This is a genomic window from Dictyobacter vulcani, from assembly GCF_008974265.1.
Taxonomy (GTDB): domain Bacteria; phylum Chloroflexota; class Ktedonobacteria; order Ktedonobacterales; family Ktedonobacteraceae; genus Dictyobacter; species Dictyobacter vulcani.
Genome location: NZ_BKZW01000001.1, coordinates 3,274,821 through 3,296,592, shown reverse-complemented (window position 1 = coordinate 3,296,592; position 21,772 = coordinate 3,274,821). Strand labels below are relative to the sequence as shown.

Below are 21,772 nucleotides of genomic sequence, written 5' to 3'. Positions count from 1 at the left end.
AGAAGGGTGGTGAGTGGATGTCAGTTGAGTCGAGTCGCTACGATATCAGGAGCCTGATTGAGCGCTATGCCGGGATTAAAGTGGTCAACGTTGCCATGGTACACGGTGTGAAGGAGTATCATTCAAATTGTCCCTGGTGTGGTGGGACGGATCGTTTTATCACCCGCCCCGAGACGGGTCGCTATTCGTGCGCAGTACGCTCTACCGGCTGTGGACGTTATGGGGATGGGTTTGATTTTCTGATTGAGTATGCTTTGTTGTCACGACAAGAGGCGCTAAAAGAACTGGGCATTGAGGACGGCACGCGCACGTTTGTGCCTCCTCCACCGTCGCACCAGTATGACAAAAATGCTCCACCTTCCCCGAAGTGGCAGGAGTCAGGCTGGCTGCTCGTAGAGTATGCCGAGAAAGCGCTATGGAATACCCCAAAGGCCAGGCGCTGCTCGACTATTTGCGCGCTCGCGGCTTGAAAGACGACATCATCAAGAAAAAGCGCTTTGGCTATGTGCCATTGGGGAAAGACGGCCGCTGGTACCTGGGCACCTTTGAGCACTGGGGCCTGGATCCTGACTTGCTATTGCCAGGACGGCGTGAGCGAGGAGGTGTCTGTATACCGCCCGGCATCTTGATACCCTGGTCTGAAGGTGACATCCTCTGGCGACTGGGGCTGAAGCGTCCGGGACAGCCAAAGGGAAAAGATTATGGCCAGGTCGTGGGGAGTGGTGAGGGCATGTTTAACATTGACCAGGTCCACTGTGGTCAGCCCGCGATGATAGTTGAGTCCGAGATCTGCGCCTGTAGTGTCGAACAGGAGGCCGGTGACCTGATTGCCTGCGTGGCCACAGGCTCTACCTGCCGTGCCCGCATCGGTCGCTGGATCTCAGACCTGGCACTCGCCTCAGTCGTCCTGCAGTCCTTTGATGAAGACGAAGCCGGGGATAATGGTTCAGCATACTGGTGTCGAGCCCTCAAGAACAGTATGCGCTGGAGTCCCATGGTGGCCAAAGATCCCAACGAACTCCTCCAGCATGAGCGCGAGCCTGGAGCGCTGTGTACCCTGCGTCAATGGGTTGGCTATGGCCTGCAGACCCATGCGGGCCAGCCTGTTGTCGCTATCGAGCACAATCTCACTCCAGGACCTGAGAAGCAAACGCCGGACATTCAACCAGAGCACCAGGTGGAGAAAGTGGAAGTGAGAAACAAGCTAGAGAGCATGGTACGAATTGTAGACGTGCTGGGAGATGTCGAACTGCTCAAGCGCATCAAGCACAATCCCATAGTGCCTATGGAGCATCCTCCCTATCAGCCAGTCACGCTACCAGCCCTACCCCGCTCCAAATGTCCACATCAGTCGTTAGAATGGCAGCATATCTCGGATAAAGTTGCCCGACCAGTTGTGCGAGCATGTTCTGGTATGCCCCTGGAATATGGCTGGTGTGAGGAGCATCGCGCATCCTATGACCTGCTATGCTTGCTGGCCACGCTCGGTTATCCACGCCTGGAATTAGGGGCGCGTGGAATAGAGGCTGGCGTCGCCAACGCGGAAGTGTATGCCTGTCAGACATCTCCCGAGCATACCCTTCAAGACATCAAGCGCATTCGTGCCCGTTTCGCCAGTGCCTTGAATAACCATAAAATAGCCCATCCCTCACAATAGACATGAGCGGCATCTTCCATCTTTACAGCTTATACTCTTAAAAAGCAATCGTGAACGCCGCTCACTCGCGGCTAGCTTTGCTCACACGATTGAATGGCATGACCTTGCCAGAGTAAGACAAATATGCGCTAGGACATATTTATGTTGCAAACATAGAGTAACTAGCGTATATTTTACCCAAAGTGTTGAAACATGTTGCATAGTTGCCACTAGTGTTGCCATGTTTTGACTGACGATGTTAGATTGGAAGGGATGGGTTAAAGATGGAAGAACAGGGTGTTATCCCACCGACCCGCATTATCAAAGGGATCGAATATTATAACGTTGGCGCGGCCGCTCAGTATGTCGGATTAAGCATCACCGGCTTTCGTAACAAGCTCGATAATTATAATAAAACGCACCAGGTCACCCGCATCCAGAAGTGGTCGTTTCCAGGTTCCCGTGAACGCATGATTAAGCGCGTAGACCTGGATAAATTAATCGAACTCCATCCAGTTGATGAATGGTAGGAACACGTAAAAAGGAAGCTCTCAAAGCATCATAAGAGCTTCCTTTTTTATTGCATCAGTTAACAACCTGGCCACATAAACTTGATAACTTCAGGATCATTTAAGAAGAAATGAAGATAGCTCATTTCCTCAAGGAGTAAAGAGATTTCTCGCTGTGCCCTCCCACTCATCTGACCATCCCGCGAATAGGACGCAATGGTTAGATGGGTAGGTTTCGTATTGGTCCCATGGATAACAGCCAGTTCAAGGATCTCGCCACCCGGCCGCTTTATCGTATATGTGTATTCCGTGTTGTTATTGCGCTTGATAATGATCAATGGATGCTTATCCGGCGTGATATGACGTCTGGCCTCATTGTTGGAGTCATTCATACATCGTTATCTTTCTAATTTCTTCTATCTTATAACGAATCACAGTGTATATCTCCATCTATTTTAATAGAAAAAGAAATACATTGCAATACATGAAATTTAACGTTGTAATAACTTTGTATAATATGTAATATTCATCGAGTTATATATGCTATAGTCGCTTGATAGGTTTAAACAGAAAAATGTGAGCTTGGATCATCAAAAATGGAGATATATCAACGCTTATCAACACATAGCGACACATAGCGAAATATCATGTGGATTTATGCTTTTTGACGCAGGCGATATACATGAACACGTAGGTAGCCACAAAGAGCTGCATATAGAGGCGACGGTCATCGGTCAGAAGGTGATAGGGGCTAGGACGCAGGACATCGATCTCCTCATCCTGGACATATTCAATGGCGCTTTTGGTAAGCTCGGTGCGATCCGTACAGCCATCCTGTAAGATCGATTCATGGTAGCGTGCCACCTCTGCGGCATGTTTGATGATAGCGGAGGGTCGAAGAATAGGATACTCAATCAAGGCTGATTTATGATGGAGCACGATCGTCGCGCGATCGATATCTGGTTGCGCTTTCACGAGGAGCGCCGTCTTGCGTCCATGCTGCCAGAGGACCTGGATCTCATGCTGCCAGATATCATCGGTGTGTGGATGCAGGTCAATGATCTCCTCAACAGTAAAATAATTGCGTGTGCCATCGGATTGACCAAAGCTCAGAATATACTTACCTGGGATCAGCGAACTCACAAAATTCTTGATCGTCGTAAACATGAGAAATCCTCTTATCACCATGATTGTACGTGTCGATTTCAGATGGGCCAGCCTCGCCGCGCATCTGGCGGGCCAGATCGGTCAGGAAGTTGTCGGTGTTGCTGGTATCGTTAGCGGTTGTCAGTTGTTGATTGATAACAAGTAGGCGCTGGATATGGCTGAGCGTCTTGAGGCTAAAGTCGATACGTTCTTTACTGGTGAGGTCGTCAACATTGGCACCTGCGAGCAGGTCAGCGGTCTGCTGCTCAAGGCGGCCTATCCAGACCGGAATATCGATGGCGGGCTGCGCCGCTACGGGATTATGGCTTTTCATCGGGGACATCCTTATGGCGTTGAAAGTTTTCTGCGCTGTAAGCGGTTCCAAGGGCTTTGTTGATGGTTCTGGCTATATTGGCGATTGACTGCGTCGGAGATGGATCTATGCGTGCCCAGTAGCCATCTGGAGGCAACGTCGCGGGTGCCGTTAATTGCCGAATGACCCGTGTGCGTAGATTGAGATAGCTACCAATGGGAGCGATACGGTTACAGGTATAGCAGCTAAAACCATACTGAAGGGCCGTAAGCATAGATACAATCTCCTTTCACATGTCAGTCTGTCGTAAGTGGTTGGTTGGCAATCCTTGCCAGTTCCTCATGGACATCCACGTCCTCGCCAACCATTTGAAAGAGTATGCGCATCGCGGTAGCATCGCTGACCCAGCCATGCGAGCTAGCAATAGATAGCCCTTTGGCCAGCGATTGGAGCGCGCCCGCGATAGTTAGATGATCGGTGACATCAATTTCGGGAAAGACAATATCATAGGTCGTGTCTATTTCCCTGGCCAGCTTCCCTGCGTTTTGTGCCTCCAATAGCACACGATCCAGGATAGTGCGGAAAATCAGTTTAAGGATCTTCTGACGGCGTTGAAACCTGAGTAACGTAGGTAACCCCATCTCAGCCGCCGTGGCCCGATTGCCCTGTGAACTATCCGAGAGATAATGTTCAGGCAAGCCCGCCCCGACCGCAATCATCAACTTGATGGCCCGCCCATCTTCCTTGACATCATTGGCCTGGATCGACGGCTGTACCGCCGTCCATTTCTCCGTCTCAGCATGGAAGACCACACTTCCAGACTCAGGCGGATACTGGTACTCCATCCGCTTACGATCCAGCGTTTTCCGATCGGCGCCCGTCAACTCCACATCCCAGAGGAAAGCCCCCTTATACTTGTTGATGCGAACCCGATCAGTCAACCAGTCCTTGTAGCGGCGTAGCCAGGGTAGTAATGTCGCCAGATCCGAGCGCCCCCGTTTGGCATTCGAGACCTTATTGATTGCAAACTGCATCACCTCTTCCCCGGCCACAAACCATACCCCATCTGTATTGTCTGCTACCGGGAGTGCTGACTGAGAAGGTGATACCGCTATACCAGAGCCAGCGAGATTGATGGCGCGACGGTGGAAACGTCGTGGTGTCTCAATATCCTCTGGATCCGTCTCAATCACATCGATCAACGAAGGATCAATCAGGCGCACTCGGACTGACCCATCAAACTTATTCACAAAGAACCGTAGAAAAATCTCACCATAGAGGGCCAGCTCATGACAGAGCGTATAGATGCGCTCATCCATCTGATTAGCGGCATCATGCCAGAAATTCATCAGGATGCGTTGCACCGCAGGCTCGCTCGCCTCCACCAGAACGCCTTTCCCAAGGACAAAGCTGGTTGTAATCTCCAGGATTGCCGAGGCCAGTGGATTGACGCTCCAGGCTTCATAGCACTGCTCATGCAGCTCCAGATACGTCGCGGGGAGGAGATCTTTCCGCGTTACATCACCCGACAATGCGCGCCAATAGTAATCTTCCTCAGTACCTGCACGGTTACCAAACGGATCATCCGAGGAGAGGAAGGCCGGATTGATCTGCTCAGTAATTCGCGAGCGACGATGGCGAGAATGCTGACGGTGGCGCATATGCGGGTTGTCCTTTGTACTCATCACAACAACACTACAAAACTACTTTTCACTCACCGGTTTTTTCGTCCGCGACCGGGTCGCCGGTGTCGGCTGGACATATTGAGCCGGACCCCCAAGGCCATGACCATGGCTATGGCACGTATGGCAGACACTAATCTTTTGACCGGTAGCCTGGCCCTTTTCATCCTTTTGATCAACCGCATAGACGGGCGGACTTGCGTGATCACAGTAAGTGCATTCAGACATAGACTGGTTTTCCTTTCCCTCGAATAACATCCTCCACCAGACGGCTCACCGCGAACAATCAGGGGATGAGATTGATACATCCCGGGTCAGAGGCCCATCCAGGAAACAAACGTATCAATCTCCTTGAAGCAAAAAGCAAGCTGCCTGTTCTGCTTGCCCGAGGAAACTGTGGAAGGACTTGTAGCAAATGGATTGAAACGACAAAACCATCACCAGTATTACAGGCAAAATACCTCGATGCGTATAATATTATATAAAACATCTGTTGTCAAGTAGATTTTCAACGAATTTTTAGATTTTACAAAAAATTGGTTCTAGCAGCATGTTTATATAATATTTACTGCATCAACTTAAGAATAAGAACTTAAGACGCATAAGACATATGCAAATACCTGGCAGAAAGTATGGCAACTTAAGAATAAGAACTTAAGACGCATAAGACATCTATGATTTCCAGGCAGAAAATATTGTTTGCAGAAATTATTACTTGCAGAAATTATTACAACTTAAGATTAAGAACTTAAGAAGTATAAGTAACGTATAAAATACATTGCAGAAAATATACATTGCAGAAAGTGTATGTTTCAGTAATCACTGTAATGTTTCTTTACTGTAACCTTAATTCCCTGCATGTAAAAACTTTCAATTATGTTAAAGTAATATATAATAACTTAATAATAATAATAATAATAAAATTTAATAATTATATATAATATATATATTATATATAATTATTAAATATAATATATATTTAAATTTAAAATAACTTATAATTTTTACTTACTAAGTATCTATTCTACAAAGTAAAACCATTGCTAATAAAAAATAATATAAAAAATTAATTATCTTACGCGTCTTAAGTTCTTATTCTTAAGTTGTGTCAACCATATGCGAAATATCAAGTGTCTTACGCGTCTTAAGTTCTTATTCTTAAGTTGTGTCAACCATATGCGAAATATCAAGTGTCTTACGCGTCTTAAGTTCTTATTCTTAAGTTGTGTCAACCATATGCGAAATATCAAGTGTCTTACGCGTCTTAAGTTCTTATTCTTAAGTTGTGTCAACCATATGCGAAATATCAAGTGTCTTACGCATCTTAAGTTCTTATTCTTAAGTTGTGGTGGATGTTTTGTTCATTTTTCATTGTTTTATACTCTGGTATTGTTATTATTTGAAACATATGCTATAATGCTAAAAAGCGTAACGTCAGAGCGCACGTTGCCAGGGAGAGTGGCAGCTGGAGCCTGATAGACGTAGGGGAGCTCAGGATAGGTTAATCGCGCCCTATTGTGAGCATGATCAGTAATAACAGCGCCGATCCAAACGGTGTAGGTCGGTGTATTCTGTGATAAACTACAATTACTGATTATCCCACCGAGCAAAAAAATGCGAGCTCCTATGCGTGAGCTTATGCCATGTCGTGTGCGGAGATCAGGCCTCTTCGATGTTAATGCACAAGGGAAATATTTATTTTATGATTGAACGCTATTCAAGACCAGAGATGGCTGCGATCTGGTCCTCCAAACACAAAACAGATAAGTGGCTGCAGGTAGAGCTACTGGCTTGCGAAGGTTGGGCACGCGAGGGTGTTATCCCTCAGGATGCGATTGAGAAGATCCGTAAGGCTGAGTATAATGCCCAGCGTATGCAAGAGATCGAACAGGAGACACATCACGATGTGATCTCGTTCCTGCGCTCGATCCAGGAGCAACTGGGACCCGAGGGCCGCTTTATCCATCTGGGTATGACTTCTTCGGATGTACTGGACACCGGCCTGGCTGCCCAGTTGAAGGAGGCGGGCGCGATCCTGACGACTGGCCTGGCAAAGTTGACGGATGCGGTGGCGAAGGCCGCTGTTGAGCATAAATATACGTTGATTACTGGCCGCTCCCATGGGATCCATGCCGAGCCGATGACGTTTGGCCTGAAGCTGGCTCTCTGGGTTGATGAGTTGCGCCGCCACCAGACGCGTCTGGCCGCCGCCATCGAGCAAGTTACCGTGGGTAAGATCTCGGGTCCGGTGGGAACCCATGCGTCGGTCCCACCTCAGATCGAGGAATATGTCTGCGCACAGATGGGACTCGGTGTAGCGCCAATCTCGAACCAGGTGGTACAGCGTGATCGCCACGCCCACTTCATGACCGCGCTGGCACTGATCGGTAGCTCGCTGGAAAAGATGGCTCAGGAGATTCGCCACTTACAGCGTACCGAGCTGAGCGAGGCTTTCGAGCCCTTTGGCTCCGGACAGCAGGGTTCATCGGCCATGCCGCACAAGCGCAATCCAGAGCTGTGTGAGCGCATCTGTGGCCTGGCGCGCCTGCTCCGCGGTTATGCCGTGACGGCCATGGAGAATGTAGCCCTCTGGCATGAGCGCGACATCAGCCATTCCTCCACCGAGCGCATCATTATTCCAGATGCCTGTACCCTACTGGATTATATGCTCCACATCTTCACCAACGTTATCAGCGATCTCCAGGTGGATGCCGAGCGCATGTTAGCCAACCTGAACATGACCGGTGGCCTGGTCTTCTCGCAGCGGATCTTGTTGGCCCTGATCGATAAAGGTGTGGGTCGTCAGGAAGCCTATAAGATGGTGCAGCGTAACGCCAAAAAAGTCTGGACCATGACCAGCCAGGGCGCCATCACCGGAGCCGCACTGGTCGAGGCCCTCAGTCAGGATAGCGAGGTCGCCGGTTATCTCAATCCGGAGGAGCTCGCCGAACTGACCAATACCGACTACTACACCAAATATATCGATACTTCGTTCAAACGTATCGGCCTGGCGTAACGGCAGGTCTTGAGCCTGCGACCCGTGGACGTAAGCCATGTGCCTCAAAGTGCCAACGCGTACGCCGAGAGGCCGCAGGCTCAAGACCTACCGTTACTCACCGACATCTCGATCAGAGATAGGAATTCGTTCGTCATACTCTGTGGATATACCTCAAGTTGAGTTCACGGTCGTCATTGTACAGAGAGCAGAAGAAGAAAGGACCGTTAAGCATAATATGGCGGACGAAGTCACACAACGTAAAATCGAACATGTAAATATCGCGCTGGAGCGTGACGTTTCAGCTCCTCAGCGCGCCAACTGGAGCGATATCCAGTTTGTACACCAGGCTCTCCCAGAGGTAGATCTAGATACGATTGATCTCAGCACCACCTTCCTGGGACACACCCTGCGCTATCCCATTTTTATGTCCTCACTCACGGGCGGCCATCCTGATGTACTGAATATTAATCGCAATCTGGCCCGAGCCGCCGAGCACTATGGATTGGCCCTGGGTGTAGGAAGTCAGCGCGCCGCCATTCTTAATCCCGCCCTGGCCGCCAGCTATACGGTGACCCGCGAGTCGGCCCCCAACGCGTTTCTGATCGCCAACATTGGTGCGCCACAGTTGATCCAGCAGGCCGGGCATACTCCATTCACCCTCGAACAGGTCCAGCGCGCCATTCAGATGATCGGTGCCAACGCCCTGGCGGTCCATATGAACAGCTTACAGGAGGCCGCGCAACCAGAGGGTGATCGTAATGCCTTTGGCGAAGCCGCAGCACTCAAACAGCTGGTACAGCAGGTAGAACGGCCCGTGATCGCCAAGGAGACCGGTGCCGGAGTCAGTCGCGAACAGGCGCTGCTTTTACGTTCCTGTGGCGTCTCAGCCATCGATGTTGGTGGTGCCGGTGGCAGTAGTATGTCAGCCATGGAGGCCGCGCGCTCCGAGTCGCGTGGTGATGAGCGCACCATGAACATCGGACTACTCTACCGGGACTGGGGTATCCCGACACCGATCTCGCTGGTTGAGGCCACCACCGCCCGCCTACCACTGATCTCCACCGGTGGCATCCGCACCGGACTCGATGCCGCGCGGGCCCTCTCGCTAGGTGCGACCCTGGTTGGCATCGGCTTCCCGCTCCTAAAGGCCGCCAGTCAAAGCTATGAAAAGGTCTGTGAAGTCATCGAGAGCACAGTCGCACAGCTCAAAGTCGCCATGCAGCTCAGCGGAGCCGCCAACCTCGCACAACTCCGTGAAGCCGACATCGTCGTCACCGGAGCCTGCCGCGAATGGCTCACCCTACGAGGCTTCGAAGACGACCTCAAAGCCATGGCCCAACGCCGCTGGCGACGCATCCAACAACAGGTATAGCCTTAATTATCAAGTATAGAATGATAATTCTTCGGGCGTATTCACGTTCACGAACGAGCGCAATTGTGGATCTACGGTTCGCAGTTGCGCTTCTTCAAGGGGCAGGACTTGCGCCAGTTGCAGCAGCGAGCGTGGGTCGCGCCGTCCCTCCTGTAGGCGCTGCTCAATCAGCGGCAAGACGCTCCGGGGATAGAGCGCCAATAGCACCTGCGGAACTCCGCCCACCATCGGCATAATAATCGTGTCAGCCCGCGCCTGCGCTACCAGCAACTCCAACAGGGCAGGCTGGACAAACGGCATATCTACCGCCGTCACGACCGCATAGGCAGTAGTCATAGCGCGCAAGCCGCTGTAGAGTCCCATCAGGGGACCTATGTGGGGAGTAGCATCGGTAATCAGATGTACAGAGGAAGGGAGATAGGGGAGATAGAGATTCGCCTGATCCTGATCGCGTGCGACCAGCAGCACATCCTGGCACGTAGAGGAGAGTAAGGTTGCCAGATGCGAGACAAAGGTCAGACGTTGCTCGCCAGGCAGGGGCAGAAGCGCTTTATCACGTCCCATGCGGGAACTCTGCCCCCCGGCAAGAATAATTCCTGTAGTTTCATTCAATAGCGTGTAAGACATCCTACCCGTCAAAGAGAGGTACCAGAACTAGCGCGATGCCGGACGCACTTTGCGTTTGTTGCCTTTAGGAATATATTGCTGTCTGCGTTGATATGCCTCATAGTTGGCACGCTCAGCTGGATATTTGCGCACCAGATAGACAATCCAGGTCACAGCCCAGACAAGCAAGGAGAGCAGCCAGAGATAGCGCCAGATACGCCAGGAAAAGAAATAACCATCCAGCAGCACCCGCGCTCCGATCAACGGCAGTCCGATAAAGCAGATTACCGCGAACCAACCCAGGTAGCGATCATACATGTATTTGAGGAGCGGTTTAGTACGCACAAAGCGCTTACGACCCTCGACCGAATAATAGAACGTGATGAGCAACCCGGCCAGACAAAAAATAAGCCAGGGCCATAAGAAATGAAAGGTCTCTGCCGCAGGCAGATTTCCATTTGATCCAGCCATGATTGGATCTTCAAAGAGCCACCGAAACAAGTTAGTGCCCATAAACATAAAGCACAACTCCCTTCTTCAGGTATCCACACAGTACGATTGCCAACCATGATAGCATGGATAAGAGCACGCGTCTAGAGCCAGCAACCGTTGAAATACACGAATTATGCCTACAGTTATAGAGGGCCTGTTTACTTAAATAGTAATACGCCTGTATATGAAGCGCACACACAGGTATCTCTCCGCATCAACGTCATTGAACGCCACCACAACAGGGCATCAGACAAAGAGCGTACTATGATCCCCTCTATAACTAGCATACACCCAACCCACGACTGGAAAATAACGTAATCCTGTTTTACCAGTGTTTGGGATGAACATTCACTACAGCAGGAAGAACCTTCTGGCAAGAACACTGTGGTGGATTGGCTGGTGCCTGTGGCTGTTGTCCCTGTGTCTGTGGCTGCTGTTGGTTTCCAGTATTGTTCCCCGCCTGCGGGTTGGCTCCTTTAGCTGGTGCCATTGGTACCACAGCAGGTGTCACCGCGGCTGCCTGCATAGTAGCGGCCGCCTGGACCGAGATCGGTTTAGAAGCGGCATTATAATATGATTGACCCACAAAAAAAGCGACCACCACCAGGGTGATTCCGACCGTTACCAATGAGATGATAGCAACCTTAAACTGCTTTGACATATCCTCTACACTCCTTCTCAAAAAGGAACAGAACTTCGGCTCCTCTCTAGCATTCTAGCGGATCATTTCTATATTCACGCTCATCATATCAACAAAGTAGGAAGATTTTCTTGTTTCTTTTCCAATATCTTAACCTGATCTCAACCGGCACCCACTTATTTCCGTGCTCACACGTACAAACGATGTGTTGACGCGGTGAATATTCCATTCCGCTTTTCTGGTACGTTGACAAGACATCTCAAAAATATAGAGCAAACCTTTATGGTTGCTTGAGGAAAACTTAACTTTTCAGTATTAATATAGGACATAGAAGATCTGTGATGAGGCAAACATCAAAACAATGAATAGTATTCAATCACTATTGTCTTTACACAGAACCTGGTATACCAGAACAAAATACTTTGAGGATAAGGAAGTATATATGGTCCATCGTAATTATCGTAAAGCTGCTGCTGTAGTGCTGGCAAGTTTGCTATTAATCTGCACGCTCGCCCTGGCAGCCTGCGGCGGCACATCTGGCTCAACGAGCAATACTGCCAATAGCGCACAAACGCCTGCGACAACCACCAGCAGCGACACCAGCAGTGCGCCAACAACTGATTCTCCGACTGCAAGTGCTGCGAAAATCAAGAATATTGATCAACAACTTCAGGATGCAAGCACGACCCTGGATACCACGAAAAAGGATGCAGATACCGCAGGTCAGCAAAATTCAGAGAATGACCAGAATCCTTAGATCCGGCACAACCTTTTAACCCGCTAGCGCCAGAATCATGCGCATACATTTTTGAAGAAAGAAAGAGTTTGAACCATGTTGAAAATGCTAAATGTAAGCAAACACCTCTCTAAACTCGCCATCGCCAGCGCCATGACCGCCACCCTGGGTCTGGCTCTCTTCCAGGCACCTGTCGCTCAAGCTGCCACGACCAAATGCGACGCTAAAGATGTCAAATGTGTAATCGCCTTTGGTGATAAGGAAATCACTAACCGCGAGAATGCATTGAATACCCTGAACACCAAAATCTCTGATGTGCTGAGCAAAAAGCATATCACCGATACACAGGCCACCAATCTTACGGCCGATGTCAAAAACCACCTGACTATTTTGACAAATCTGAAGACCAGGCTCGATGCAGAAACCACCGCTAAAGCTGCGCGTGAAGATGTGAAGGACATGTATCAGCATCGCATTTTCGCGGTCGTCGTCCCTCGTGACTATCGCATCCTCCACCTGGACGCTGAAATCGCTGTGCGCGACAAACTGGTTGATGTCAAACCAAATGTGGAATCCCTGATCGACAAAGCCTCCGCTGCTCAGAAAGCTAAATTGAATCCTCTCTTCTCCGACTATAAAAGTGACCTCTCATCCATTGAAGGCAAAATCGATACCGTTCAAACCACGTTACCAAAGCTGACCGCTGAAGCCTTTAACACCCAGCGTGCCACCTATACCACCAATAAAACCAATGTGGAACAGACCGAGCGCTTGATCCATACTAACCTGCAGAAAGCCACCAAAGACCTGCACCAGATCCGTCAGATCCTGGATATCAAATAAGCAGCGCAACACAAACCACAAAGACCGCCCAACCTCAATCCAGGCTGGGCGGTCTTTATTATTATGCTATTGTGTGCGTCTAATGGACGGTGATCTTGACCCTGGCAAAGCCGGTCGCGCCATTCGGGACTGTTCCCTGACGGCGTGTGGTCTGGACTTCTCCGGTGCCATCCGTGGCACGAACCATCAGCGTGTAGTCTCCCGCATGGATAGGTTGCCAGCTTGATTTCCAGAACACCCAGCTATCCTTTGAGGTAGCAGGCTCCAGCGTCGTATCCTTCCAGGTATTGCCAGCATCGGTACTGACCTCCACACGCTTGATACCACGGTTGCCCGCAAAGGCAATGCCCGTCATAGGTACAACATCACCGGCTCGAATCACCAGATCCTGATAAGGCAGGTCGATGCGGCTCATCGTATGCAGGATGCCATTGTACCAGCCCTGAGCGGAATAGAGTCCATTCACAAAATCAGGACTAAAGTCGATCCGTGTCAGCCACTTGGGATTCTCCTCTCCATAGCGTCCCGGGATCAGGATGCGCAGGGGATAACCATGCCGTCTGGGTAAAACCTCACCATTCATATTCCAGGCCAATAAAGGATCGGCCTCCAGTACCTCTTTGAGGGGCAGGGTCGTGTTGAAGCCATCAATACAATAAAAGGCGATATAGCGCGCATCAGCTTGCGCTCCCCCGTGCTGCTCAACCAGCGTACGCAGTGGCACCCCATGCCAGATCGCATTACCGATCAGGTGATCATTTTCACCATTGGCAATACATTCCAGCGTAATCGCACGCGAAATTGATGGCAGTTTCTGTAGCTCATCATACGTATAGCTACCCGGCTTATTCAGCAGACCCGTCAATTCCAGTCGCCAGAGGGCAATATCAGGATCCGGATCAACAGGATTCTGGGTCACCACATAATGCTCATTATTGGGAGTGATCGGGTGCACGATATGCTTGGGGAACGCCGTTTTCATACCATCATAGACAGTATAATCACTCAGATATTTCTGGATCGCCCCAAATGTGCCCAGGCCAGCACCCACTCCCAGCGCGACCACACCACCACGGGCCAGCAGTTGACGCCGCTGTGCCACCGCCATATCCGTCGTGGCTTCTGGCTGCTTCGGTAATAAAAACCGATATCCCAGACACAGCACCAGACCATAGACAACAAAATCCAGCAATAAGGCCAGGATAGTTAACACACGCGCAGGGGTATAAGGCCAGCCCATAAAGTTCTGTGGGGTCTCATTCCAGAAGAGGATTGTCGCGACCAGGGCCATCGCCAGAGCAAAAGCCAATCCAACCACCCATTCCCACCGACCAGGCCGATAGCCACGGGCAGGCAACTTGATCCGCACTAATAGCGCATACAGCCAGCCCAACACCGTCCCAATCGCGATCATGCCCAGCAAGGCCTGTCCCAGCGGGACCGCTTTTGAATTATTGGTCAGCTTCAGCAAACGAATAAACGTCCCGACATCGATATGCTTGAGCACAAAATCGCCAAACAGCTCTACCGGAGTCGGTATACCAGCCAGCAAACGCAACAGGCCCATCACTAACGTGGCACACAGACTGGCAGCCAGACCAGCCACCAGTGCCCACCCGGCGGACAGCAACACTGTCCGCGTTTTCGAGAAGCCTCCAGATCCAGGCGGAGTTGCCGGCATTCCCTGCCTTCTCGGTGTTGACTTTATATCAGCCATAATCCACTTTCTTTCTGTACATGTGAAGGCAGCAAACTCCCCCACCCTGAGACCTATCGCTGCGCAATTACAGCGTTCAACTATGTCACGTCCACATCCCCTCGATTTTTACATCATAACGCATCAACAAACATGACACGTAGGTTCGAGGCTTGTCCTCGATTTCCTTCCCTTCACGATCACGCAACACCCAAACACGACACGGTTTGCTCGTGGTCAAGCGAGGATATCGTGAGGGAACCAATCGACCGCAAGGGTCGAACCTACGCGCCATGTTTCTTTATACGTTTAAAAACATAAAAAACATCTAACACAACTTAAGAATAAGAACTTAAGACGCATAAGACATATAATATTTCTCGATTTCCTTGCCACCACGATCACGCATCAACAAACATAACACGTAGGTTCAAGGCTTGCCCTCGATTTCTTTGCCACTACGATCGCTTTATCCTGCCAGGGGTTGTTCGGTATCTTGATCATGGTTTTTTAGCCGTCTGGGCCACCGCGGTAGGACATAGTTTACCAGCCAGGCCAATCCCAAAATGATCAGCGTCACATAGTAAACGCTCACGTAGTACCAGGTCCAGTCAAGTGTACTGCTGAGAAAGTAGCCAAGGATGCTAGCACCGCAAAAATACCAGAGCCCGATCATGGCTAATCCCCAACTATTCCAGCCACCCCCACGCGACCAGGGTACATCGATCAGGAGCGCGACGAAGGGTAGCAAGGCGGCAACATACCAGGGAAAAACATGCGTCGAGATCAGAAAAGTCACTCCGATCATGAGCAAGGCCGCCGCCTCGATCGAAATGCGCTCTTTCAAGCGTCTGAGCCAGACCCACAAGGACAGAGAACCGACCAGCAGTAGGTCTACCACATAGGTCACCGGCAGGGGTAGTCCTGTTTGCATACTTATCCAGTGCAGGAAGAGAGCCAGCGGACCACCATTCATCGAGCCTTGTTCGCTGGCATAGCTGGCGAAAAAGCCAAAGATCTGTCCATTTCCCAGGATCAGGTAGGGAACATAGGCGAGAACAATCGTGACCAGACAGGTCAGCAGCAGGGCCCAGTCGCGTTTCCCACGCCAGACTACAACCAGTAAGAGCAGTGGATACAGCTTGATCAGCGTCGCAATCGCCAGCAGGAATCCTGTCAGTACGCGGGCTCCACGGCGCGAGCTTTGCGCGCAGAGCATAATTAACAGAATAAAAGTGATCATTAAAGCGTCAACGTGGCCTTGAATCGCAAACTCGATGATTGGTAAAGGACACCAGGCATAGATCACACAGCGCGCGGGATCCAGTCCTTTGCGACTCAGTAGTACTGCCAGGGTCGCCGTCGTGACCAGTTCACAGCCGATAAACAGGCATTTCAAGAAGACCAGGTTTTCCGGTGAGAGCAGATAGCTCAAGAGGTAGAAGCCCTGGGCCGCCGGTGGATAGATCGTGGGGACGTTGCGGAAACGGCTATTTGCATAGAGGAAGTCACGTAAATGCACCAGCAGCGGATGACCCGGTGGATACACATAAGGACTAAAGCCGTTGAGGGTCACACGGGCATCCCATAGGTAGCGCCAGGAGTCGTGTGAGAGGTTCGGATCTAAAAAGACCAGTTGGGCACGCAGGACCAGCGCCCCCACCAGGATCAGCGCCAATTCACGCCAGCGCCGACGTCCTACCGGGGCCCGTGTGGTCAGGATCAAGAGACAGGCAGCCAGATAGGGCAGAAAGCCCAATAGCCAGAAGACGACAAACTGATTGGCATCCACATCTGGTGGCGGTGCCTGGATAGCCAGAAAGACGCTATAGCCGATCGCCACCAGCAGCAGAAAACAGAGTAAGGGAAAACGCCATGTATCCCCAAACGAGGAGGACACATGGCGTTTTTGCGCTAAAGTTGGCAGGTCCAAAATTGGCATGCTAGTAACTCCAGTTCACGCCACACTGCGCACAATGGCGTGCAGGATGATCGCTCTCAAAGGCACGCCGGAAATCATTGTAGCGCTCACCGTTCCAGATCTGCTCAATGGATTCCTGGAAGATGTTGCCCAGTACACGCTCTTCGCGATATTCTTTGGCGCTGCGGTGACCAAAAGGAGCAAAGCAGCAGGAGAGCACATTACCACTCGATGTGATGTAGGTCAGGGTATAGGGACGCTGACAACCAGACCAGGGGCGATCACCAAAGTCGCGCACGACGCTTTCCACTGGAGTCGCCGCTCCGGCAGCCTTAAAGGTAATGCCGCGCTCCTGACACATCTGCTGAGCCTGACGAATGATCGCCAGTTCTTCGGGCAGCGCACGATGGAAAAGTGCCTGTTTAGAAGCCGCCAGACCCTCTTCAAAGTAGACCAGACGCTGCAAGTAGATCTCACGGACCCCATTCTCGGCCGCTTTATCTACCAGTCCTGGCAGTTCGTGCAGGTTCTCACGCATGGCGGTAAACCAGAGCGAGACCGCTGGCTTGCTGGCATCCTGTGCCTGTTGCAGTTTGATAAAAGCGCTGATGTTGCGCCAGATCTTATCAAAGGCATCCACACCACGCACATGCGCATAGGTCTCGCGGGTCGAACCATCCATCGACAGTCGATACTCATCCAGGCCGGCATCGATCAAAGCCTGACCGCGAGCCGCAGTTAACGCAATACCATTGGAATTAAACAGCACATAGGTCCCGCGATCCTTGAGGTAGCGCACCATCTGGGGCAACTCTTTATTCAACAACGGCTCACCCAGACCATGGAGAACCACACGCTCTAACACCGGAAACTGATCAACGATGCGTCGAAAGTCATCAAAGGTCAGATCGCGATCCTCTTCGCGCGAGAGTAAGGTGCGTGGACATTGCTGGCAAAATTCGTTACAACGGCTGGTTGGCTCGATATAAATTGAGCGTGGCAGTGTAGCGATAGTCGTTGTCATGCAAGAAAACCCCTTTTCTTCATAGTAGCCAGACAGGCAGCGGTAGCGGGCGCTAAAGCAGGCTCGGCCTGCAATAAGGATGCCAGTCGCTGTAAATCCAACTGAGTATCAATATCAAATAGTGTGTCTAACAAATGCACCTTCAGGTCCTGTTGACGTGCCTTCTCGATCGTTTTTTCTAAGACGACATCCGTACTCATGGGGATGCCACTAAAAACGTCGTAGGGCTGCCGCATCGCAATCAGATAATACCCACCATCCTCGGCCGGACCCAGCACGACATCGGCGTGCTCTAATCCCTGCTGAGCCTGCAAGATCATGTCACGACTCACCTGCGGAGAATCTGAACCAATTAAGATGGTCTGAGTAAACTGTTGCTGGGCCGTAGTCTGAAAGACCTGATAGAGACGGGCACCCAGATCTGGACCTTGCTGGGGAACGGCTCGCATCGGTACCTCGGGCTCTGGGAGTAATGTATTGGCATAGGCCAGAAAATCCTGGTCCGGCGGTGTATATGCCCAGATCACCTCATACTTCCAGCCTGCGAAGCGCCTGGCCAGATCCTGTAGAAAGGCCTGATACAGTTCAAAGGTCGACTCGGCACCAATACTCTGGGCCAGACGAGTCTTGCCTTTACCAACTTCTGGATAGCGCGCCATAATCACCAGAGCGATCTCAGACATACTTCAGGTCCTTTTTCCTGGCATAGCGCGCCATAGTACTGAGCATGGCGTAGGCCGCACGGACACTGCCGGTGATGGTGCCAGAAACCTTGGAATGTCCATGGCTACGCCGGCGATAGTGCAAAGGAATTTCGAGAATGCGATAACGACCCCGAGCCATCTTGACCAGCATCTCTACCGGCCAGCCAAAGGTCATCTCCTGCATCTGCAGACTCTCTAAGACTTGTATTCGTACTGCGCGGAAAGAGCCAATATCATGGACATGAACGTGATAGATCTGGCTCACCATACGACTGATCAACCAGTTGCCCAGACGGGCCTGCGGGGGTACCGCTCCGGCTTCAGCCTGCTTTCCTACCCGCGAACCAATCACAAAATCAGCCTCATTGGCCAGGATAGGCGCAACCATCGCTGGCAAATCAACTGGATTATCGCTCCCATCGCCATCGATAAACACCACAATCTCAGCCCCTAACTCACGCGCGGCTTGAAAACCACGCCAGCAGGCCCGACCATAACCGCGCTGCTCCTCCCGTACCACCACCGCTCCTGCTGCTGCCGCCACACTGGCGGTCTCATCAGTACTCTTGTTATCCACCACAATCACCCATTGCACCAGTTTCTCTGGTATCTCAGGTAAAAGTTGTCGTAAAGCCTCCGCCTCATTCCAGGCGGGTATCACCAATGCTATTGCATCTTGACGCATATACACATCCTTATCTCCAGACATTCTCACGGTCTATTCAAAGATAAATCGCCTCTCCACGCTTAAAATCATAGAGCGCAACTATTTTGCGCTGCGCACTCAGGCTCAGAGCCCTGGCCCGCTGCACAGCCTCATCCAGACAAAAACACAGCGAGATAATGTCCAGATAACAATTATGGGTCTCCGGCTCAATCCAGGTTCCCAACCAGCAGTCGGAATACAACAAATAAGCCTCATTGCATGTGATAAAAGAGATCAAAGCTTGTTTGAGATCCGCATTTGGGGGAAGGATAACTGTCTTATCTGGATATTTAGGGATGGCCCAGGCGTCGATAGGTGATAGAAACTGATGGGTATCTAATTTGGAGGTTACGCCACCTTGTTCAATAGTCGCAATGCATACATCAAGGACATATTTATCAAAGTGATAACGCTCTAAGAGAGACTCAAACTTCATCTTTTCAACTATCCATCCAGAGGAACAGTGTCCTATTTACTCCATGCTCTGTATACACCATGCCCTGTTATCTACTCTGCTGGCACAGCGATCAAGCATATTTCAATGGAAACACGGACCGTTAGTTACGACACAGTACACAGAGCAAAGCAAGTGGCAACAGTAATAGTAATCGTCATGAGCGCTCCTTTTTTCGATGCTAATCAGGATTGAAAAGACATCTCCAGTCAGGACTATACAATGCTTTTCACTATCTTCTCACGTTGATAGGAGGATATATTTACCGGATCATTCAAATAAAGTACTTTTTGTTAAAAACTCCAGCGAACATGCATTTTATTTGAGACCGCGCCCCCCTTATACCATCTAAACGAACCTCAACGGGGTGGGGTGTCAGATGGCATGATCATAGCCAACATAAAAAAAACATTCCCACCACAAACAAAGTTGAGCGGGAATGCAAAATAAAATAGCCTGTATTCAGGCCTGAACATTATTGGTCGCTATAATCTTTGCCACCATCTTCACGAATCTCGTCGAGGATAATCGCGATCGCCAGAATAAAGGGTCCATCCACGTTTGGTACGACATCCACCGTATAGCTATCACCAAACATAGCAAATTCACGGGTGATATGACCCAGTAGCCGATCGTAATGATCAACTATATTGAAATCCCATTCATTGAAATTGCCCTGGATATAAAAGACCATCCCATCTTTACTGCTGACCTCAAAGGTAATCCCGGCCTGCAGTGTCTGGGCACGGCGACGCAGGCTGGCAACCTCAACACCCTTCTGGATAATGTCATAGTGGGTGGTATCCGATAAAATCTTCTTTTTCAGATACAAAACCTCATCACCGGTCGCATGATCATAGATTGCGAATGTATCACCAACCTTCAGGAAATCGCCCTTGACATCATAGACCACCGTCCCAGTCTCATCGCGAATAATAAAATCATCCGTCAGATTCAAGGCACGTTCTTTTAAATGATAGCGCATGCTCCATCAACTCCCGCTATTGATTCAAGTACTGCCACAAATACTACACAAAAAAGGGTTCGCAGTACACCCTATTTTACGCCACAAGCAATCCAAAGTTGTATATCACTTCCCCAGAAAACATGTTCACAGAGGCCTGCGCAAGTAGCCAGACACGTTATAATAGAAGCTATAGTATTTTTTCTTCTGTTCATAACAATTAGAGAGTACAGAGGTAAATTTTCGCAATGCGTAAAATCGCTATTCTTGCTGAGGGCGCGTTAGGCTGGCACACGGCGAAGACGGCAGTCGGGGTGATCCGTTATGCGCCAGATACGACGGTAGCTGTGATCGATAGTAAACATGCCGGGATGGATGTCGCCCAGGCGCTGCAGGGTCCGGTGGGAGAGGGCATCCCGGTTGTGCGCGATATTACCGAGGCGCTGAAGTATGAGCCGGATACGCTGCTGATCGGCATCGCTCCACGCGGTGGCGCGCTTCCTGAGGAGTGGCGCTGGCAGCTATTGGCCGCCATCGAGCATGGTCTGAACATTGTGAGTGGCCTGCACGCCTTTATCTCTGATGATGAGGAACTGCGTACAGCCGCCACCAAAAATAACGTCACCATCTGGGATGTGCGCCAGCCACCAGCCAGGACGCGTGTGGCTGATTTTACACCGCACCGCGAAGGCAGCCATACCATTTTGCTGGTTGGCTCGGACTGTGGTTCCGGGAAGATGTCGACGGCCCTGGATCTCAATGCAGAGGCGCTACGCCGTGGCCATTCGAGCGCATTTATTGCGACGGGCCAGACGGGCATGATGATCGCCAATAATGGCCTGCCAGTCGATCGCCTGATTGTTGATTTTGCCGCCGGACTGGTTGAGGAAGAGGTGTTGAAATTCAGCCAGGATCATGATTGGGTCTTTGTCGAGGGTCAGGGAGCCCTGAACCATCCCGGTTATTCACCGGTGACGCTGAGCCTGCTCCATGGCTCGATGCCAGATGCAATGATCTTCTGTCATAAGGCCGGTCAGACCGCGATCAACGGCTATGAGCACTGCCTCTTCCCTCCCATCAATCGCTTAATCGAGATCAATGAGGAGGCCGTCAGTTGGCTGCGACCAGAGCGGCGCAGTAAGGTTGTTGGGATCTCGTTGATCACCAATCACCTGGATGAACAGCAGGCTCGTGCTGCCATTGAGCAGATGATGAATGAGACAGGATTGCCGGTGACCGATCCGCTGCGCTTTGGTGTCGCGCCTTTAATGGATGCCCTTGAACGCGACTTCAAGGATTAATTATTAACCGTAGCGGCAGCCTTCACGGC

At 50.7% G+C, this 21,772-nt stretch carries 24 protein-coding genes; 8 read left to right on the top strand and 16 right to left on the bottom strand.

Going from position 1 to position 21,772, the window contains the following annotated elements; translation table 11 throughout:
• Window positions 1-17 precede the first annotated feature (17 nt).
• The 3 genes from KDW_RS13905 (at window position 18) to KDW_RS13895 (ending at window position 2,166) form a co-directional block, all read left to right on the top strand.
• On the top strand, window positions 18-470 hold the full coding sequence (locus KDW_RS13905) for a hypothetical protein (protein ID WP_151756512.1): 453 nt from the start codon (window positions 18-20) through the stop codon (window positions 468-470).
• A complete protein-coding gene (locus KDW_RS13900; protein ID WP_151756511.1) occupies window positions 416-1,657 on the top strand; it encodes a hypothetical protein in 1,242 nt (413 codons plus the stop codon). The genes KDW_RS13905 and KDW_RS13900 overlap by 55 nt, the downstream gene beginning before the upstream one ends.
• A gap of 263 nt (window positions 1,658-1,920) precedes the next feature.
• A complete protein-coding gene (locus KDW_RS13895; protein ID WP_151756510.1) occupies window positions 1,921-2,166 on the top strand; it encodes a hypothetical protein in 246 nt (81 codons plus the stop codon).
• A gap of 59 nt (window positions 2,167-2,225) precedes the next feature.
• Here the strand turns inward: KDW_RS13895 and KDW_RS13890 are convergent, their stop codons facing one another.
• The 6 genes from KDW_RS13890 to KDW_RS13865 form a co-directional block, all read right to left on the bottom strand.
• Window positions 2,226-2,537, bottom strand: a complete 312-nt coding sequence (locus KDW_RS13890; protein WP_151756509.1) for a hypothetical protein — start codon at window positions 2,535-2,537, stop codon at window positions 2,226-2,228.
• 253 nt (window positions 2,538-2,790) lie between these two features.
• Entirely contained in the window at window positions 2,791-3,312 is a 522-nt protein-coding gene (locus KDW_RS13885; protein ID WP_151756508.1) for a hypothetical protein, read from the bottom strand.
• Window positions 3,266-3,625, bottom strand: coding sequence for a hypothetical protein (locus KDW_RS13880; RefSeq protein ID WP_151756507.1), 360 nt, complete (start codon window positions 3,623-3,625; stop codon window positions 3,266-3,268). The genes KDW_RS13885 and KDW_RS13880 overlap by 47 nt, the downstream gene beginning before the upstream one ends.
• The gene (locus KDW_RS13875; RefSeq protein ID WP_151756506.1) at window positions 3,612-3,878 is read right to left on the bottom strand and encodes a hypothetical protein; all 267 of its coding nucleotides are present in this window, start codon (window positions 3,876-3,878) and stop codon (window positions 3,612-3,614) included. The genes KDW_RS13880 and KDW_RS13875 overlap by 14 nt, the downstream gene beginning before the upstream one ends.
• Window positions 3,879-3,900: 22 nt before the next feature.
• Entirely contained in the window at window positions 3,901-5,265 is a 1,365-nt protein-coding gene (locus tag KDW_RS13870; RefSeq protein ID WP_151756505.1) for a hypothetical protein, read from the bottom strand.
• A 42-nt stretch (window positions 5,266-5,307) separates the two neighbouring features.
• A complete protein-coding gene (locus KDW_RS13865; RefSeq protein ID WP_151756504.1) occupies window positions 5,308-5,514 on the bottom strand; it encodes a hypothetical protein in 207 nt (68 codons plus the stop codon).
• Between the two features lie 1,474 nt (window positions 5,515-6,988).
• On the opposite strand from KDW_RS13865, the gene purB reads away from it, so the two are divergent.
• Together purB and fni are read left to right on the top strand one after the other, a co-directional pair.
• Window positions 6,989-8,302 (top strand): adenylosuccinate lyase, encoded by a 1,314-nt coding sequence (purB, locus tag KDW_RS13860; protein WP_151756503.1) that lies wholly within the window; start codon window positions 6,989-6,991, stop codon window positions 8,300-8,302.
• Window positions 8,303-8,519: 217 nt separating this feature from the next.
• Window positions 8,520-9,656 (top strand): type 2 isopentenyl-diphosphate Delta-isomerase, encoded by a 1,137-nt coding sequence (gene fni / locus KDW_RS13855; protein ID WP_151756502.1) that lies wholly within the window; start codon window positions 8,520-8,522, stop codon window positions 9,654-9,656.
• 9 nt (window positions 9,657-9,665) lie between these two features.
• On the opposite strand, the gene KDW_RS13850 is transcribed toward fni, so the two are convergent.
• From KDW_RS13850 to KDW_RS13840, 3 genes are all read right to left on the bottom strand, one after another.
• Window positions 9,666-10,283: a molybdenum cofactor guanylyltransferase gene (locus tag KDW_RS13850; protein ID WP_151756501.1), complete on the bottom strand. Its 618-nt coding sequence runs from the start codon at window positions 10,281-10,283 to the stop codon at window positions 9,666-9,668.
• Window positions 10,284-10,310: 27 nt separating this feature from the next.
• Entirely contained in the window at window positions 10,311-10,781 is a 471-nt protein-coding gene (locus tag KDW_RS13845) for a hypothetical protein (RefSeq protein WP_151756500.1), read from the bottom strand.
• Between the two features lie 298 nt (window positions 10,782-11,079).
• Window positions 11,080-11,415, bottom strand: a complete 336-nt coding sequence (locus KDW_RS13840) for a hypothetical protein (RefSeq protein ID WP_151756499.1) — start codon at window positions 11,413-11,415, stop codon at window positions 11,080-11,082.
• 421 nt (window positions 11,416-11,836) lie between these two features.
• On the opposite strand from KDW_RS13840, the gene KDW_RS32795 reads away from it, so the two are divergent.
• Together KDW_RS32795 and KDW_RS13830 are read left to right on the top strand one after the other, a co-directional pair.
• On the top strand, window positions 11,837-12,151 hold the full coding sequence (locus KDW_RS32795) for a hypothetical protein (RefSeq protein ID WP_198925262.1): 315 nt from the start codon (window positions 11,837-11,839) through the stop codon (window positions 12,149-12,151).
• Window positions 12,152-12,226: 75 nt separating this feature from the next.
• Window positions 12,227-12,973 (top strand): hypothetical protein, encoded by a 747-nt coding sequence (locus tag KDW_RS13830; RefSeq protein ID WP_151756498.1) that lies wholly within the window; start codon window positions 12,227-12,229, stop codon window positions 12,971-12,973.
• Between the two features lie 79 nt (window positions 12,974-13,052).
• On the opposite strand, the gene KDW_RS13825 is transcribed toward KDW_RS13830, so the two are convergent.
• The 7 genes from KDW_RS13825 to KDW_RS13795 form a co-directional block, all read right to left on the bottom strand.
• On the bottom strand, window positions 13,053-14,690 hold the full coding sequence (locus tag KDW_RS13825; protein ID WP_151756497.1) for a molybdopterin-dependent oxidoreductase: 1,638 nt from the start codon (window positions 14,688-14,690) through the stop codon (window positions 13,053-13,055).
• 448 nt (window positions 14,691-15,138) lie between these two features.
• Complete coding sequence (locus tag KDW_RS13820; RefSeq protein ID WP_151756496.1) at window positions 15,139-16,611, bottom strand: glycosyltransferase 87 family protein; 1,473 nt, start codon at window positions 16,609-16,611, stop codon at window positions 15,139-15,141.
• 1 nt (window position 16,612) lies between these two features.
• Complete coding sequence (locus KDW_RS13815) at window positions 16,613-17,614, bottom strand: radical SAM protein (RefSeq protein WP_151756495.1); 1,002 nt, start codon at window positions 17,612-17,614, stop codon at window positions 16,613-16,615.
• Complete coding sequence (locus tag KDW_RS13810) at window positions 17,611-18,297, bottom strand: TIGR04282 family arsenosugar biosynthesis glycosyltransferase (RefSeq protein WP_151756494.1); 687 nt, start codon at window positions 18,295-18,297, stop codon at window positions 17,611-17,613. Before KDW_RS13810 ends, KDW_RS13815 begins: the two co-directional genes overlap by 4 nt.
• Window positions 18,290-19,003, bottom strand: coding sequence for a glycosyltransferase family 2 protein (locus KDW_RS13805; protein WP_162005217.1), 714 nt, complete (start codon window positions 19,001-19,003; stop codon window positions 18,290-18,292). Before KDW_RS13805 ends, KDW_RS13810 begins: the two co-directional genes overlap by 8 nt.
• 37 nt (window positions 19,004-19,040) lie before the next feature.
• Window positions 19,041-19,460 carry a hypothetical protein gene (locus KDW_RS13800; RefSeq protein ID WP_151756492.1) on the bottom strand — a complete coding sequence of 140 codons (420 nt, stop codon included), beginning with the start codon at window positions 19,458-19,460 and terminating at the stop codon, window positions 19,041-19,043.
• A gap of 493 nt (window positions 19,461-19,953) precedes the next feature.
• Window positions 19,954-20,463 (bottom strand): LURP-one-related/scramblase family protein, encoded by a 510-nt coding sequence (locus tag KDW_RS13795; RefSeq protein WP_151756491.1) that lies wholly within the window; start codon window positions 20,461-20,463, stop codon window positions 19,954-19,956.
• A gap of 227 nt (window positions 20,464-20,690) precedes the next feature.
• On the opposite strand from KDW_RS13795, the gene KDW_RS13790 reads away from it, so the two are divergent.
• The gene (locus KDW_RS13790) at window positions 20,691-21,743 is read left to right on the top strand and encodes an N-acetyltransferase DgcN family protein (protein ID WP_151756490.1); all 1,053 of its coding nucleotides are present in this window, start codon (window positions 20,691-20,693) and stop codon (window positions 21,741-21,743) included.
• The last annotated feature ends 29 nt before the right edge of the window (window positions 21,744-21,772 follow it).

What these genes read in the sequence shown, in the direction of transcription:
- KDW_RS13905 (WP_151756512.1), top strand. Translation starts at nt 18, where the DNA reads ATGTCAGTTGAGTCGAGTCGCTACGATATCAGGAGCCTGATTGAGCGC.
- KDW_RS13900 (WP_151756511.1), top strand. Translation starts at nt 416, where the DNA reads ATGGAATACCCCAAAGGCCAGGCGCTGCTCGACTATTTGCGCGCTCGC.
- KDW_RS13895 (WP_151756510.1), top strand. Translation starts at nt 1,921, where the DNA reads ATGGAAGAACAGGGTGTTATCCCACCGACCCGCATTATCAAAGGGATC.
- KDW_RS13890 (WP_151756509.1), bottom strand. Translation starts at nt 2,537, where the DNA reads ATGAATGACTCCAACAATGAGGCCAGACGTCATATCACGCCGGATAAG.
- KDW_RS13885 (WP_151756508.1), bottom strand. Translation starts at nt 3,312, where the DNA reads ATGTTTACGACGATCAAGAATTTTGTGAGTTCGCTGATCCCAGGTAAG.
- KDW_RS13880 (WP_151756507.1), bottom strand. Translation starts at nt 3,625, where the DNA reads ATGAAAAGCCATAATCCCGTAGCGGCGCAGCCCGCCATCGATATTCCG.
- KDW_RS13875 (WP_151756506.1), bottom strand. Translation starts at nt 3,878, where the DNA reads ATGCTTACGGCCCTTCAGTATGGTTTTAGCTGCTATACCTGTAACCGT.
- KDW_RS13870 (WP_151756505.1), bottom strand. Translation starts at nt 5,265, where the DNA reads ATGCGCCACCGTCAGCATTCTCGCCATCGTCGCTCGCGAATTACTGAG.
- KDW_RS13865 (WP_151756504.1), bottom strand. Translation starts at nt 5,514, where the DNA reads ATGTCTGAATGCACTTACTGTGATCACGCAAGTCCGCCCGTCTATGCG.
- purB (WP_151756503.1), top strand. Translation starts at nt 6,989, where the DNA reads ATGATTGAACGCTATTCAAGACCAGAGATGGCTGCGATCTGGTCCTCC.
- fni (WP_151756502.1), top strand. Translation starts at nt 8,520, where the DNA reads ATGGCGGACGAAGTCACACAACGTAAAATCGAACATGTAAATATCGCG.
- KDW_RS13850 (WP_151756501.1), bottom strand. Translation starts at nt 10,283, where the DNA reads ATGTCTTACACGCTATTGAATGAAACTACAGGAATTATTCTTGCCGGG.
- KDW_RS13845 (WP_151756500.1), bottom strand. Translation starts at nt 10,781, where the DNA reads ATGTTTATGGGCACTAACTTGTTTCGGTGGCTCTTTGAAGATCCAATC.
- KDW_RS13840 (WP_151756499.1), bottom strand. Translation starts at nt 11,415, where the DNA reads ATGTCAAAGCAGTTTAAGGTTGCTATCATCTCATTGGTAACGGTCGGA.
- KDW_RS32795 (WP_198925262.1), top strand. Translation starts at nt 11,837, where the DNA reads ATGGTCCATCGTAATTATCGTAAAGCTGCTGCTGTAGTGCTGGCAAGT.
- KDW_RS13830 (WP_151756498.1), top strand. Translation starts at nt 12,227, where the DNA reads ATGTTGAAAATGCTAAATGTAAGCAAACACCTCTCTAAACTCGCCATC.
- KDW_RS13825 (WP_151756497.1), bottom strand. Translation starts at nt 14,690, where the DNA reads ATGGCTGATATAAAGTCAACACCGAGAAGGCAGGGAATGCCGGCAACT.
- KDW_RS13820 (WP_151756496.1), bottom strand. Translation starts at nt 16,611, where the DNA reads ATGCCAATTTTGGACCTGCCAACTTTAGCGCAAAAACGCCATGTGTCC.
- KDW_RS13815 (WP_151756495.1), bottom strand. Translation starts at nt 17,614, where the DNA reads ATGACAACGACTATCGCTACACTGCCACGCTCAATTTATATCGAGCCA.
- KDW_RS13810 (WP_151756494.1), bottom strand. Translation starts at nt 18,297, where the DNA reads ATGTCTGAGATCGCTCTGGTGATTATGGCGCGCTATCCAGAAGTTGGT.
- KDW_RS13805 (WP_162005217.1), bottom strand. Translation starts at nt 19,003, where the DNA reads ATGCGTCAAGATGCAATAGCATTGGTGATACCCGCCTGGAATGAGGCG.
- KDW_RS13800 (WP_151756492.1), bottom strand. Translation starts at nt 19,460, where the DNA reads ATGAAGTTTGAGTCTCTCTTAGAGCGTTATCACTTTGATAAATATGTC.
- KDW_RS13795 (WP_151756491.1), bottom strand. Translation starts at nt 20,463, where the DNA reads ATGCGCTATCATTTAAAAGAACGTGCCTTGAATCTGACGGATGATTTT.
- KDW_RS13790 (WP_151756490.1), top strand. Translation starts at nt 20,691, where the DNA reads ATGCGTAAAATCGCTATTCTTGCTGAGGGCGCGTTAGGCTGGCACACG.